The organism is Collinsella sp. AF18-8LB (genome assembly GCF_003459795.1).
Taxonomy (GTDB): Bacteria; Actinomycetota; Coriobacteriia; order Coriobacteriales; family Coriobacteriaceae; genus Collinsella.
Window position 1 is genome coordinate 92,310 of the sequence record NZ_QRWU01000007.1, and the last position, 14,269, is coordinate 106,578.

General features: G+C 59.1%; 12 protein-coding genes. 1 reads left to right on the forward strand and 11 read right to left on the reverse strand.

The features are described 5' to 3' along the window. The 11 genes from DWX25_RS07670 to ftsH form a co-directional block, all read right to left on the reverse strand. Positions 1-378 carry an ATP-binding protein gene (locus DWX25_RS07670; protein ID WP_117798324.1) on the reverse strand — a complete coding sequence of 126 codons (378 nt, stop codon included), beginning with the start codon at positions 376-378 and terminating at the stop codon, positions 1-3. Beyond that, positions 371-958, reverse strand: a complete 588-nt coding sequence (locus DWX25_RS07675; RefSeq protein ID WP_117799239.1) for a hypothetical protein — start codon at positions 956-958, stop codon at positions 371-373. The genes DWX25_RS07670 and DWX25_RS07675 overlap by 8 nt, the downstream gene beginning before the upstream one ends. 95 nt (positions 959-1,053) lie before the next feature. After that, positions 1,054-2,403: a replication-associated recombination protein A gene (locus DWX25_RS07680; protein ID WP_199406626.1), complete on the reverse strand. Its 1,350-nt coding sequence runs from the start codon at positions 2,401-2,403 to the stop codon at positions 1,054-1,056. A 60-nt stretch (positions 2,404-2,463) separates the two neighbouring features. Next, positions 2,464-3,711 carry a deoxyguanosinetriphosphate triphosphohydrolase family protein gene (locus tag DWX25_RS07685; protein ID WP_117799238.1) on the reverse strand — a complete coding sequence of 416 codons (1,248 nt, stop codon included), beginning with the start codon at positions 3,709-3,711 and terminating at the stop codon, positions 2,464-2,466. A gap of 31 nt (positions 3,712-3,742) precedes the next feature. Beyond that, positions 3,743-4,168: a prepilin peptidase gene (locus tag DWX25_RS07690; protein WP_117799237.1), complete on the reverse strand. Its 426-nt coding sequence runs from the start codon at positions 4,166-4,168 to the stop codon at positions 3,743-3,745. A 78-nt stretch (positions 4,169-4,246) separates the two neighbouring features. Next, positions 4,247-5,542 carry a glycosyltransferase family 2 protein gene (locus DWX25_RS07695; protein WP_089571721.1) on the reverse strand — a complete coding sequence of 432 codons (1,296 nt, stop codon included), beginning with the start codon at positions 5,540-5,542 and terminating at the stop codon, positions 4,247-4,249. A gap of 82 nt (positions 5,543-5,624) precedes the next feature. Next, positions 5,625-6,638 (reverse strand): RluA family pseudouridine synthase, encoded by a 1,014-nt coding sequence (locus DWX25_RS07700; RefSeq protein ID WP_199412338.1) that lies wholly within the window; start codon positions 6,636-6,638, stop codon positions 5,625-5,627. Continuing rightward, positions 6,638-7,237, reverse strand: a complete 600-nt coding sequence (lspA, locus tag DWX25_RS07705; RefSeq protein WP_233502182.1) for a signal peptidase II — start codon at positions 7,235-7,237, stop codon at positions 6,638-6,640. The genes DWX25_RS07700 and lspA overlap by 1 nt, the downstream gene beginning before the upstream one ends. 296 nt (positions 7,238-7,533) lie before the next feature. Next, a complete protein-coding gene (gene ileS / locus DWX25_RS07710; protein WP_369832072.1) occupies positions 7,534-10,311 on the reverse strand; it encodes an isoleucine--tRNA ligase in 2,778 nt (925 codons plus the stop codon). Between the two features lie 563 nt (positions 10,312-10,874). Continuing rightward, complete coding sequence (locus DWX25_RS07715; protein WP_117799234.1) at positions 10,875-11,330, reverse strand: DUF523 domain-containing protein; 456 nt, start codon at positions 11,328-11,330, stop codon at positions 10,875-10,877. Positions 11,331-11,411: 81 nt separating this feature from the next. Then, positions 11,412-13,304 carry an ATP-dependent zinc metalloprotease FtsH gene (ftsH, locus tag DWX25_RS07720; RefSeq protein WP_199412339.1) on the reverse strand — a complete coding sequence of 631 codons (1,893 nt, stop codon included), beginning with the start codon at positions 13,302-13,304 and terminating at the stop codon, positions 11,412-11,414. A gap of 92 nt (positions 13,305-13,396) precedes the next feature. On the opposite strand from ftsH, the gene DWX25_RS07725 reads away from it, so the two are divergent. Further along, positions 13,397-13,882: a cob(I)yrinic acid a,c-diamide adenosyltransferase gene (locus DWX25_RS07725; protein WP_117799232.1), complete on the forward strand. Its 486-nt coding sequence runs from the start codon at positions 13,397-13,399 to the stop codon at positions 13,880-13,882. The last annotated feature ends 387 nt before the right edge of the window (positions 13,883-14,269 follow it).

Consider the following 14,269-nt stretch of genomic DNA (forward strand, 5'->3'; position numbering starts at 1 on the left):
TTAGATATCCGCCTTGAGGTCGAGGGAAAGCGTCAGGGGCGCCGCGGTCTTTTCGTAGGAGTCGCACACGCTTGCAAGGATGAGCTCGGCATACACCGCAGCCTGGTCGTCTTCATCGACAGTCGCCTGATCGCCAAAGGTAAAGGTCATGCCCACGTGCGATTCGTCGACATCGAATTTGATCGAGATATCGTCGGAATCAACAGCCGTGCAGCCAAAGATGAAGGCTTCCTCGGCAGCCATGCGGATGTCCTCGATGCGATCGACAGACATGGAGCACAGGGCACCAACGTTGGCCGCCGTCATGCGCACAAGGCGAGCGAGACGCGGGTCGCCGGCAACGCTCAGCGTGATGGGGCAGGTTGCTTCACTACTCATCGCAGGACTCCTCGGAGGTCTCGGCAGGCGTATAGGTGTAATACTGAGCAGGCTTGGCTGCGGGCTTCTGAACATCGTCGTCGTCAGCAGCGGCATCGTCATCGCCAATCAGAACGCGCTCAGTAGGCTGCTCGGCCTCGGCGGCGGCAGCGGCGAGCTTGCGATCGGCGTCGGCAGCAGGAGCCTTCACCTTATTGAAGAGCTTCTGCACGGCACCGGCGGCAGAATCGGTCACGCTCGACACGGCGTTGCTGGCCTCGGCCATACTGCCCGTGACCTCGGAAATGTCGCGAACGACGGCCTCAACCTCAACGAGGTTGGACGTCAGGGCGTCAACGGCGGTCTTGCTCGACTTAAGCAGCGGCTCAATCTGGGCAAGTGCCGGTGTAAGCTCGTCGACAGCGCCGTCGAGTTTTGCCACCACCGGCTGCGCCTCGGCGATAGTGTTGTTGAGGTCGGTTACGGTCTTATCGAGCGAGTCGACAACGGTGCGGGTCTTGCGCAGCGTGAGCGCGAGCTCAGCGATAGCCCACACGCCGGCAATGGCAAGCACCAGCAGGGCAATTTGAATGGGACTCATACAAGCCTCCCGGAAAAATCGAAATACAGACGCTGTTCATGGTACCCCAAAGAAGGGGAAAGATACCCAAAGGGAATGTGCGAGGTGCCGATGACCTACTTGGGCGCGTTACCGCTACGGTCACGTTCGCTTTGCTCCACACGCCACTCTTCCCAACCGCGGCCGGCAGGCTGCCAAAAGGCACCATGTTCCAGGCCGTCGGGCAAGTAGCGCTGATCGACCCAGCCTTCGGGATAATCGTGCGGATACTTGTAAACGCCGTACTCATCGCTACCAGGGCGATGGCGATCGCGTAGGTAACTGGGCACCTCGCGAAGACCACTGCTGTGGATATCGGCTAGCGCCGCATCGATCGAGGCCTCGCACGCATTGGACTTAGGCGCCAAGCACACATAGAGCGCAGCTTGTGCCAGGTTAATGCGACATTCAGGATAGCCAATAACTTCAGCAGATTTAAAGGCAGCATGCGCCACCAAAAGTGCCTGCGGATCGGCATTACCAACGTCCTCAGAAGCCTGAATCATAATGCGGCGGGCGATGAACTTAGGATCCTCGCCCGCATCGATCATGCGCGCGAGCCAATAAATGGTGGCATCGGGGTCGCTGCCGCGCATGGACTTGATGAACGCACTGATAATGTCATAGTGCATGTCGCCGTTTTTGTCATACGAAAAACCGCGACGCGGATTGGCAATCTTCACGTCATCCACGGTAATGGGATAGCGCTCCCCCGCCGCAGGCGCTGGCGTTCCCTCGGTATCGGGACGCGTGACGGCAATCTCGCTCGCAAGCTCGAGCGTCGTGAGCGCCGAGCGAGCGTCGCCGGCGGCCAGCGTGCAGATGGTCTTAACCGTATCCTCATCGGCCGAGAACTTGCCGTTCAGACCCTGCGGCGCCTCGAGCGCACGCTCGATAAGCGTGGCGATATCCTCGTCTTTGAGGTGCTCAAGCTCCACCACGCGACCACGCGAGAGCAATGCCGAGTTGACCTCAAAGTACGGATTCTCCGTCGTGGCGCCGATCATAATGACGGTACGATTCTCGACTGCATGCAACAGGGCATCCTGCTGCGACTTGGAAAAGCGATGAATCTCGTCGATAAACAGGATGGTGCGACGGTCGTAGGTATTCAGGCGCGTCTTTGCCTCGTCAATCACGCGGCGCAGATCCTTCACAGTACCCGTGACGGCGCTGACCTCGACAAACTCGCTCTTGGTATGGTTGGCGATAATGTGGGCCAACGTCGTCTTGCCCGTACCGGCCGGCCCGTACAGAATCACACTCGACAGCACGTCGTGCTCAATCGCGGCACGCAGCCATGAGCCCTTACCGACGGCCTTTTGCTGGCCCACGTAATCATCGAGCGAATTGGGGCGCATGCGCACCGCGAGCGGCGCATTTCTAAAGGAACGCTCGCGCGTCGAGGCAGAAAAAAGGTCGTCCATAGCCATCCCGTGCATCAATCAAAATCGTTGTTGACCAACAGTATACCGAAAGGATACGAACTACCGTTCGTTAATATAGGTGCGGTGCGGAAACTTTAAACCCGGGAACAGCTTGCTCGTAAGCTCGCAGAAATAACCGTCCGTCATGCTCGCGATATAATCCACCACGGCTTGATCCTTGTCGTCCTGCCAGGCATACACGCGATCGTAGTAAGAAAGCTGCTGCTCAATGCGAGAAATATGATGCTTAAAGATGTACGAAGACTCGTCGCCTTCGTTTAAATCCCGCAGGCAACGGTCGTAGAGCTTTTCGAACGCCTCGCGCAGCTCCGCTTCGGAGTCGCCTTCGATGCCGCCCTTGCTATAGATCTTCTCGTAGTTCTCGCGCTTGGCCCGACGGATTTCCTCAAACAGGTCCTCACTCATCTCGATGCGCGGCTTGCCATAGCTGTGCTCGACGATATCGATGGAAGCGTGCGTGAGGATCCAACTGTTGTAGGCACCGCCCCGGCCATCATCAAAAGCGTCGGGCAAAAGCAGGCCCGCCGCGATCGCATCCTGACGGTCACGACCGACGTAGGCGAGGATGTCCGAAATGCGAACGACGCAGCCCTCGAGCGTCATGGGACGCAGGTGCTCAATAGTGCCATAGCCCGTGGCGATACAGTCCTCAACCGTCTGATCGAACTGGTCAAAGGAGCCCATATCCGACAATTCAAACACGCGCTGCTCGTACTCGCCGTTATGGCATAGCACGCCGTCGAGCGTCTGAAGCGATACGTTGCGGCCATACAGGGCATCGAGCACGCGCACCGACTGCACGTTATGGAAAAAGAAGCGACCGGTACGCTCGTGGTAAATATCGTTGAGGAATCGCTCACCGGCATGGCCAAAGGGCGTGTGTCCCAAGTCGTGGCCCAGGCCAATCGCCTCGATCAGATCACAGTTGAGCCCCAAGGCGCGGCCGATATCGCGTGCGATGCGCGAAACAAGCTGCACGTGCAGACCGCGGCGCGACAGGTCGTCGTTGCTGCGAAAACTGAAGACCTGCGTTTTGCCTGCATACCGGGTGTACGCCGGAAGATGAAGTATCTTTTCGGTATCGCGCATAAACGGTGGACGCATAAGCGTACCTTTGTCGGCGACGCGATCAACACGACGAATGACCTGGTCGTCGTTGCAACGATACGGGTTGACATAGCCCGAAGCACGATCGGCGGCAATGCGCTCGACAAGTTCGGACGATAACGCCGAGGGAATACGGTCCATGCGCGCCTTGATGACGGCCGTTTCTTGATTAGTTGCCATGGCATGCTCCTTAAGAAGGATGCGCAATCGGTTACAATGTGCAGCCCACGACCTCGATTATGGCAAAAATCGGCACCAAAAACGGGAGCAAAGGCAGGGAGCGCGATTTTGTGATGAGGCAGGAGAGGGCAAGGGCCAGGAGCGCGGCGGCAAATGCCACGATGCCACCCATGGGGTCGAGCGTGCAAAGCGCGAAGAGCGCCTTGGCATCTCCTATGCCGATGCCCGGGGTTTGGCGAAGACGACGCCAGAGGGACTCAGTCAGCACGAGAGCAAGATACATGATGACGGCTAGACCCGCGTGGTCAAGCGCTGTGCTCAAACCGACGTCGAGCCAAACGCCCGCAAACGCCGCCACCACGCACGCGCCGGCAAGCTCATTCGGGAACCGCCGCTCGCGGGCATCAACCACCGCACCGGCAAAGGCGCAGATCCAAAATGGGATATAGAACATCATGCACCTCCATGAACAGCTGCTCAAAAGCAAAAACCACCACAAAGGTGCCTGTCCCCTTTGTGGTGGTTTTGGTGGTGGTTATTTAGCGCCCTGCATGACCTCGTCGAGGGTAACGCTGACGGCGTGCTGCGTCGGGACCCAGTCGACCTTTAGGAACAGTGCGGCCACCGTGATGGGAATATAGCTGAACATAAAGATCGGGAAGGTAAACAGGTTGGTCACCAGGCGCCACTTTTGAGCGCAGTGAATGTGCTTGTACTCAAAGATGGTCGTGAGCAGCGCCAGGATAAAGAAGGTCTGATACATCATCGCGAAGGTCATAATGAGCGAGGCGGCACAAGCCTGCATCTCGACTTCGGTAGCCAAGAAGCCGTGTGAGAGTCCACCCACGATAAGGAACGTCGCGTTGGCTAACATGGAAATCAGGGACAGAAGCATGCCCGGAGCGATGGTCATAAACATGTCATATGCGGCAAAGCGATGATAGCGGAAGGTCGACTTGACCAGGTGCTTCCCATACGTAAAGAACACCTGGTAAAAGCCCTTGGTCCAACGCATACGCTGCTTCCAGGATGCCTTGAACGTCACGGGCTGCTCGTCAAAGAACTCCGCCGGCGCATAGCCAATGCGGATGCCGTGAATGGCGCAGAACGTGGTGAACTGGATGTCCTCGGTCAGCGTATGGAACTGCCAACCGTGCATACCCTCGATCACGCTCGCCGAGATAAGGTAGCCCGAACCCGAAACGGCACAGGAAGTCTTGCAGATATTACGTGCGTTATTGAGGAAACGCGCCTCGCGCAGGTACCAAGTGGCGTTGGCAGCCGAGATCCACGAGCTACCAAAGTTTTTGGAGTTGCGGTAGCTTGTGACCACATGGAAGCCCTGGTCAAAGGCGTCATTCATCTTGGAGACGTAATCGCGGGAGATAACGTTGTCGGCGTCGAAAATAAAGTAGCCCTCAAAGGTATCGGGATACTCGTTAAGAATGCGGTCAAAACCAAAGTCCATGACCCAGCTCTTACCCTTACGGGCCAGGTCGTTACGCTCATAGACGATGGCGCCAGCCTCGCGAGCGAGCTGCGCCGTGTTATCGGTGCAGGCATCGGCGACCACAAAGACCTCGATAAGCTCGGACGGATAGTCCTGGTCTTTGATGGAGCGCACGAGATTGGCAATTACCGCCTCCTCGTTATGCGCCGCAATGAAGAAGGCATAGCGATGGAGCTTTTTGGCCTTGGGAGGTGCAACCTCACCGCGCAGGGCGCCAATGACAAAGAAGACGACCTGGTACAGAAAGCAGACCGTGAGCAGCGTAACCACAATCTGGTTAAAGATCACGATGGGCGTGTTGGTTTGTAAAAAGGCGAGCATGCAGGCTCCCAGGAACGCGTTACGTAAACAATCGTATATCATACCGCAGGCTAGGGGCGTTCAAGAAACCACCTAATACCGACTAGGCTTCGAGAAGACCGAGCTGAGGAACGATCTCGTCGCCGGCAGCGGTGCGACCAAGCGAGCGCGGGGCCAGGTCGTCAAGAACCGCAGCGAGATCCCACGGCAGCTCGTCGCGGCACTCAATGCGCTCCCCCGTCACGGGATGGTCGAATGCGACGCGCCAGGAATGAAGGAATTGCCTGGTCAAACCCTGATCGGCGTGTGCATCGCACTTGCCGTAGAGCGGATCGCCCACGCAGGCGTGGTTGATATGGCGCATATGCACGCGTATCTGATGCGTGCGGCCCGTAAACAGGTGGCACTCGACGAGCGTATAGCCGTCGTCAAAACGCGTGGAATCGAAGCGCTCGAGGACCTTAAAGGTCGTAATGGCCTGACGCGCGAAAGGATCGTCCGAAACCGCCATCTTGACACGGTCACGCGTAGAACGGGCAATGCCGGTGTTAATGGTGCCCTCATCCATAGCGATATGTCCGTGAACGAGCGTAATATAGCGGCGGTCGAGCGTGCGCGTACGGATAAGATTTTGGAGCGCGCGCTGGGTGTCGTCGTCCTTCGCCGCAAGCATAAGGCCCGAAGTGTCGCGATCCAGGCGATGCACGATGCCGGGGCGATCCTCGCCCTGCACGGTGCCCAGATGGTCGATGCCGCAGTGATAGACCAGGGCATTCGCGAGCGTACCGCTCTCATGACCATGCGCAGGATGGCACACCAGGCCGCGCTGCTTGGAGAGCACAATGAGATAGTCGTCCTCGTAGCGAATATCGATGGGAATGGCCTCGGGAATCACGTCGGCCGGGTCGTGCGGCTCGAGCAAATCGACCGAAATGCGGTCGCCGGCTCGCACGGCGTACTTTTTGGAGAGACAGGTCTCGCCGTTGACGGCAACGGCACCGCCCTCGATCAGATGCGCGCAGGCAGAGCGCGTAGGGCAGCCGTCATTGGCACCCAGATAGGCATCAAGACGCTGACCAGCGGAATCGTCAGCAACAAGAATATGAATGTCGGCCATTATCGCTCATTCCTATCGCGAATCTTGCGGGCACGCTCCCCACGCTGCTTGGCTTTGCGCTTGGCGCGGGCCTCATCACGGGCGTTGAGCTCGGCGGTCGCATCGACCTCGCGAGCGGCGGGGCTCAAGAACATGTAGCCGATGAGCGCCAGCACGACACCGACCGTAATGCCGATATCGGCAACGTTAAAGACGGGGAAATCGATGAAGGTGGTGGCAATAAAATCGGTCACGAACCCAAAGGCGAGACGGTCGATCACGTTGCCGACGGCACCGCCCGCGACCATAGCCATACCAACGACCTCCAGGCGAGCAAGCTGAGGCGCACGAACCAAGTACACGGCAATGGCGGCAATGACCGCAAGCGCCAGCATAGCGAACGCAACGCCATGGCCCTCGCCCATGCTAAACGCAGCTCCGATATTGCGAACAAACACAAAATCGATCACGCCAGGGATAACGGTCATATGCAGGGCATCGCCCACGGCACGAACCGCAAGCTTGGTCAGCTGGTCAACAAGTAGCACAACCAGCGCCACCCCACCAGCAATACCCAGCCGCCAACGCAAAGACGGCGCCATATCCGCAGTACGACCCAAATCAATCCCCTACCCTCAAAAGCTCAAGTTACGTTCTGTGCAAGTAACCATCTTATATTGCCATACGCAAACCGCACGACATATCCACTAATGTGACAAAGGGACAGTCCCTTTGTCACATCATTAAAACACCGCAGGTAGAACAAAAATCAGCGAGCGGGCTGCATTTGAGACAAGGTGCCGCGAAATGAAAGGGCGCTGACCTTTCGGTCGCGCCCTTGAAATTGAACGGCAGATTGTCCAAATGCGGCCCGCGCAGCGTCGGCCGGTTACGGCGTTTGGTAAAACGCCGTAACCTACAGGGCCTCTGCACAACGCTTGCAGATGTGCGCGTGGCCGTTGTACTCGCCGACGGTGGTGCGGTAGTTCCAGCAACGGTCGCAGCACTCGCCTTCGGCAGCCTCGATGGCAACGGAAAGCTCCTCGCCCTGGGTCAGCTCAACATCGGAAACGATGTAGAACTCGGCCAAGTCGACGGCCTTATCGCCAGTCAGCAGCGCATACATCTCGGCGGGAACGGCCGCCTTGACGCGGACCTGCTGGCTCTTGGTGAAGGTGCCGGCAGAACGGGCATCCTCAAGGGCCTTGGTCACGGCGCCACGGAGCTCGAGCGAAGCCTCGAGCACGCCCTCAAACTCGTTGGCCTCGTCGACCGTGATAGGCGACTTGTACCAATCGAGCAGCGCGGCGTACTTCTGGTGATCGACGCAGCCAGCAGGCGCGTAGGCCATGGCCTCGTCTACGGTGTAGGACAAGATCGGCTGCAGGTCGCGCATGAGCATCGAGAAGAGCTCGGCCAGCACGGTCTGGGCGCTGCGACGCTCGAGCGAGCCGGGCTTGTCGCAGTACAGACGGTCCTTCAGGGCGTCAAGGTACACGTTGGAAAGCTCGGTAACCACAAAGTCGTAGAGCGCACGGTAGGCGCGCGGGAACTCGTAGCTAGCGTAGGCGTCGTCGACCTCAGCCTGGACCTGGGTCAGACGGGCGACCATGAGCTTGTCGAGCGGCAGCAGGTCGGCAAAGGCGACGCCGTCGGTCTCGGGCTCAAACTGGCCCTCGAGCTCGGAGAGCAAGAAGCGCAGCGTGTTACGGAAACGACGGTAGGCATCGGACGTACGAGCGAGAATCTCGTGGTCGATGGAGACGTCGGAGCTGGTGTCGACGGAGGCGACCCACAGACGGATGATGTCGGCGCCCATCTCGTCGCAGACCTTGTTGGGGTCGATGACGTTGCCGAGCGACTTGGACATCTTGCGGCCCTGGCCGTCGAGGGTAAAGCCCTGCGAGACGACCGCCTTGTACGGAGCGTGGCCGTTGGCACCCACCGAGGTGAGCAGCGAGCTCTGGAACCAACCTCGGTGCTGGTCGGAACCCTCGAGGTAGACGTCCGCCGGGTACTCCAGCTCGGGACGATACTCGCAGACGGCCTTCCAAGACACGCCGGAGTCCCACCATACGTCGAGGATGTCCTTATCGGCCTTGAGGTGATGGCCGCCGCACTTGGGGCAGACGCAGGACTCGCCCAGGTAGCTCTCGGGGGCGTCGGTAAACCAGGCATCGGAGCCCTTCTCGTGGAAGAGCTTGATGACGGCGTCGAGCGTGGCGTCGTTCATGACCTTCTCGCCGCAGTCGGCGCAGGTGTAGCTGGGGATAGGCACGCCCCAGTTGCGCTGGCGGCTGATACACCAGTCGGGACGCTGCTCGACCATAGCGCCGATGCGGTTGGCGGCGTGAGCCGGATACCACTTGACGTTCTCGCGAACCTCCTTGCCAGCCTGCTCACGCAAACCGGTCTTGTCCATCGAGACAAACCACTGGTCGGTGGCACGGAAGAGCACCGGGTGCTTGCAGCGCCAGCAGTGCGGATAGCTGTGCGTGATCTTCTTCTCGAGAACCAGGGTGCCGCGCTCGCGCAGGAACTCGATGATGTGCGGGTTGGCCTCATCGGTGTCCATACCGCTGAAGGGGCCACCGGCGCCAAACTCCTCGCCGGTGTAGAACTTGCCGTCGTCATCGACCGGCATGCAGATGTCGGTGATGCCCTCCTTGAGGCAGGCAAAGTAGTCGTCGACGCCGTGGCCGGGCGAGTTGTGGACAATACCGGTACCGTCATCGACACCAACGTAATCGGCCAGCAGAGCCACGCCCTCAACACCGTCAAAGATCGGCTGCTTGTAGTGAATGTGATGGAAGGTCTCGGCGGGAACCACGTAGGGCTTACCGTCGACCATGACCGGCGTGTACTCCCAGCCAAACTCCTCGCAGCACTTGGGAGCCAGGTCCTCAAGCATGACCTCAGCACGACCTTCGTGCTCAACGGCGACATAGGCGGCGCCGGGCTTAAGGGAAACGGCCTGGTCGGAGGGGATGGTCCACGGCGTGGTCGTCCAGATAATGAAGTCGACCGGGCCATCGAAGTTCTCGAGGCCGGCGGGCTTGGAGGTCATCTCAAAGCGCACGAAGATGGAGGGGCTCGTCTCGTCGGAGTACTCGATCTCGGCCTCGGCCAGCGCGGTATGGCAATGCTTGCACCAGTGAACCGGCTTGTGGCCGCGATAGATCATGCCTTTGTCGAACATGGCCTTAAAGACCTCGATGTCGGCGGCATCGTGCTGGTGATAAAGCGTCAGGTAGGGGTTGTCCCAGTCGCCAAGCACGCCCAGGCGACGGAAGCCGGCCTTCTGCAACTCGATGTTCTCGACAGCGAACTTGTTGCAAAGCTCGCGAATCTTAGCCGTGGAGGTCTGGTTGAACTTCTCGGTGCCGAGCTTCTCCTCGACCTTGTGCTCAATCGGCTGACCGTGGCAGTCCCAACCGGGGACATAGGGAACTTCGCAGCCCTGCATCATCCAGTAACGGTTGATCATGTCCTTAGAGATCTTGTTCATGGCGTGGCCGATGTGGATCGGGCCGTTGGCGTACGGAGGGCCGTCGTGCAGCACGAATTTCTTGTGACCCTCGTTCTTCTTCAAAACCTGCTCGTAGACCTTGTTGTCCTGCCAGTCCTTGAGTCGCTTGGGCTCGGACTTGGAAAGACCGGCACGCATGGGAAATCCGGTTTTGGGCAGATTCATCGTCTGCTTGTACTCGTTTGCCACGGTACCCCTTTCATGTCGTGGGCGCACACGCCCTCTGGGCACCAAAAATAGCGCCCGTCCCTACAAGCTGGGACGAAGCGCCACAAAACGGGCAGAATGCCCGTAAAAGCTCTTCGCTTAACCACCCAGCTTAGATGCCCTCGCCCGCATCGCCACGCGCTCGCATCCGTTACTCGGCTGGCCTGTATCGACGACCATCTCGGCGATGTCTACTAAGACGTGCCTGTGCGGCGCGTCCGTTGGGACCGCAGCTCCGGGGTGATTTTCATCGGTCGCATGCACGGGTTCTCAGCGCTCCCCGCTCTCTGTAGCATGCGGATGGCCGACTACTCGTCCCCATCAACGCTTATGCGCTGTATAGTAGCACGGTCAACGCCGGCAAAAAACCCTCAACACTGGTTTTATACGTTCGAAAAATCTCGTGGCTGTGGACTTTCTCTTGGAGCAAAATACCGGGCGGCCAACGCCTACGGTCACACGCTCCTCGCCTAACCTACCAAAACCACCACAAGGGGGACAGGCACCTTTGTGGTGGTTTATTATTGCTCCAGCATGCTGGGGTCGAACTCGCTAGCCGGAATCACGCGATAACCGTGGCGCAGCAGTAGGTCGACGAAGACACCGTTGCCCGCGATGAGCGTACCGCTAAAGGTTCCATCATAGATACGACCCGCGCCACACGAGGGACTGCGGTCCTGAAGGAAGCACGCAGCGATCTCGGACGGGCCGCCAAAGTGCTCGCACATATCGAGCGCACGCTGGGCACCTAGACGAAACTCGCGATCGACCGAGGTGCCCTCGCAGGTGCGGACCTCACCGTCCACAATCTCGGACGGCTTGCGCGGCGTAGGCAGACCGCCAAAAACCTCAGGGCACACCAGTAAGACCTCGGTCCCCGTACGTTCGCAAGCCTCGACCAGCTTGCGATGGTAATTGTCAAGCCCGTTATATTTACAGTTCTCGCCCATCAAGCAGGCGCTCACCACGATCTTCATTTCCATCCCTCTCAAGCAAAACGCCCCATTTGAGAAAGCTGCTCAAATGGGGCGTCGGTGATCACTGGCTCGGCCGCGGCTTTACTGCTGCTTTAGCATCAGCGGATTCTCGCGCGTGAGGAGGTTCATGAACTCCTCGCCCGTGATCGTCTCCTTCTTGTACAGATAACGAGCCAGCTCGTGAAGCTTAAACTTGTTCTCCTTGAGGATCTGCAGGGCGCGATCATGCGCATCCTCGATCAGCTTGGCGACAATCGCGTCCACGCGCTCAGCCGTACCGGGGGCGCAAGTGAGCGACGTGTCCTGGTTGAGGTACGCGTTCTGAACGGTACCGAGCGCCATCATGCCAAACTCATCGGACATACCAAAACGCGTCACCATGTTGCGGGCGAGCTTGGTGGCCTGCTCGATATCGTTGGCCGCGCCGGTCGTCATCTCACCAAAGATGAGCTCCTCGGCAGCACGTCCGCCGCAGTAGACAGCGAGCTTGTCGAGCACCTCCTGGCGCGTGGTCAGAAAACGCTCGTCCTCCTCGACCTGCATGGTATAGCCAAGAGCACCGCTCGTGCGCGGCACGATGGTGATCTTGGTGACCGGGGCAGAGCCCTTTTGGCGGGCAGCGACAATGGCATGGCCAATCTCGTGGTAGGAAACAACCTGCTTCTCGTGGTCGGAAAGCACCGTGGACTTACGCTGCTGGCCGGCGATAACAACCTCCACCGACTCCTCGAAGTCGTCCTGGGTTGCACGCTTTCGACCCTCGCGAACGGCGCGCAGGGCGCCCTCGTTGATGATATTGGCCAGGTCGGCGCCCGAGGCACCGGGCGTAGCGCGGGCAATCGCGGTCAGATCAATCGGTGGCTGGGTCTTCACACTCTTGGCGTGGAGCTCGAGGATGTTCTTGCGGCCGGTCAGGTCGGGCAGCTCGACGGGAATGCGGCGGTCAAAACGGCCGGGGCGCAGCAGGGCCGGATCGAGGCTGTCGGGGCGGTTGGTGGCAGCAAGGACGACAATACCCTTGTGGTTATCGAAGCCGTCCATCTCGGTCAGCAGCTGGTTGAGCGTCTGCTCGCGCTCGTCGTTGCCGCTAAAGCCGCCGCCATCGCGCTTCTTACCGATGGTATCGATCTCATCGATAAAGACGATACACGGGGCCTTTTCCTTGGCCTGCTTAAACAGGTCACGCACCTTAGCAGCGCCGCGACCAACAAACATCTCAACGAACTCAGAGCCCGAAATGCTAAAGAACGGCACGCCCGCCTCGCCGGCAACAGCCTTGGCAAGCAGGGTCTTACCGGTACCCGGAGGGCCAACAAGAAGAGCGCCGCGCGGCAGCTTGGCGCCGATCTCCTCGTAGCGCTGCGGCTTCTCCAGAAAGTCGACGACCTCCTTGAGGGACTCCTTGGCCTCTTCCTGGCCGGCGACGTCCTTAAAGGTCACGCCCACGTCCTTGGAGGCGATCACGCGCGCGCCGGACTTACCCAGTCCGCCGCCGCCAAAACCGCCGCCGCCAAAGTTCATCGACGGACCGTCATCGCCCATGGCCTTCTTCATGCGGCGGTTGAGCCACCAGCCAATCAGGAAGAAAATCACCATGGGAAGAATGAGGGTGAGCAGGTAGTAGGTCATCAAACCCGAGTTTTTATCGGGAACGACCGACTCCAGGGACGCACCGGATTCAAGCACGCGATCGGTAAAACCCGCGTCATTTGGCACGCCGGTCGTCTTGTAGGCGATGTTCTCGTCCTCGCCCTTCTTGGTGTAATAAATCGTGTAATCGTCCGTGTTGTACTCGACCTTGTCGACGCTCTTCTTATCGAGCGCTTTGACAAACGTCGAATAATCGGTCTTCGTAATCTGCTGCGTGTGACCGATGTTGGGGAACAGAACGGTCGAGAGCACGAGGTAGACGACGAAGGCGATGAGCACGTAGAGGATCATATTCCGTCTACGTTTGTTGTCATCCATCTCCATCTGCTTGAACTCCATCTACTGGGGTTGATAATGCTATCTAGAATACCCAACCCGAACGGCGATAAACCGACGCCGGGCACGAAAGGACAGAGATGGCATCACTGGAAGTCGGCAAGGTTCAGATCTACACGGGCGACGGCAAGGGCAAGACGACGGCTGCGCTGGGGCTCGCGCTGCGCGCCACGGGCTATGGGCTTAACGTACTCATGCTTCAGTTTGCCAAGAAGCTGCACTGCGCCGAACATGACGCAGCATCTCGATTGGGGCTACGCATCGTACAGGCCGACCGCGACACGCCCGAAGCCTGTGCCACACAGATCAAGGAGCTGGCGCGGGAGCAGATTGGCCAGGTCGACGTGCTGATCTTGGATGAGCTGGGAGAAGCCATGCGACGGGGCTTTGTGACGCGCGAAGATGTCGAAGCGTTGATCGCGATGAAACCGACCACCACGGAGCTCGTGCTCACCGGCCGCGGCTTGCTGCCCCTCGCCGACCTTGCCGATCTGGTAACCGAAATGCGCCCTGTCAAACACTACTTCGACGAAGGCCTCCTAGCCCGCCAAGGCATCGAATACTAATTCGGCACTTAGGGACGTTCCCTTTCTGCCGGCAGTTGGGGACGTTCCTTTTAATATGAGCAGGACATTGTCAAGAGGCAAAATCGGGCCTGGCCCCAACGATATGGGGTCAGGCCCTCTCCCTATATCAACCCGTCCGCGGCGACCTCGGCGTGTCTTACCGACGCTCGTCTTTGCAGTTTAATATCCGCCCGTGGCGATCTCTCGCTGGGCAATCCGTTGCTACGGCTGAGGCTTCTACGTCGAACCGACAGTCTGTGCACGCGTGTGGCGCCCTGGGCGCTCGCAGAAAAGGGACCTGAGGTTCGCCTCAACGGCTTCGGATCGAACCGCTTCCGGGGTGACTGGCTTATGTTCGGGGGACCGCCCCCTATGCCTCCTCTGCCA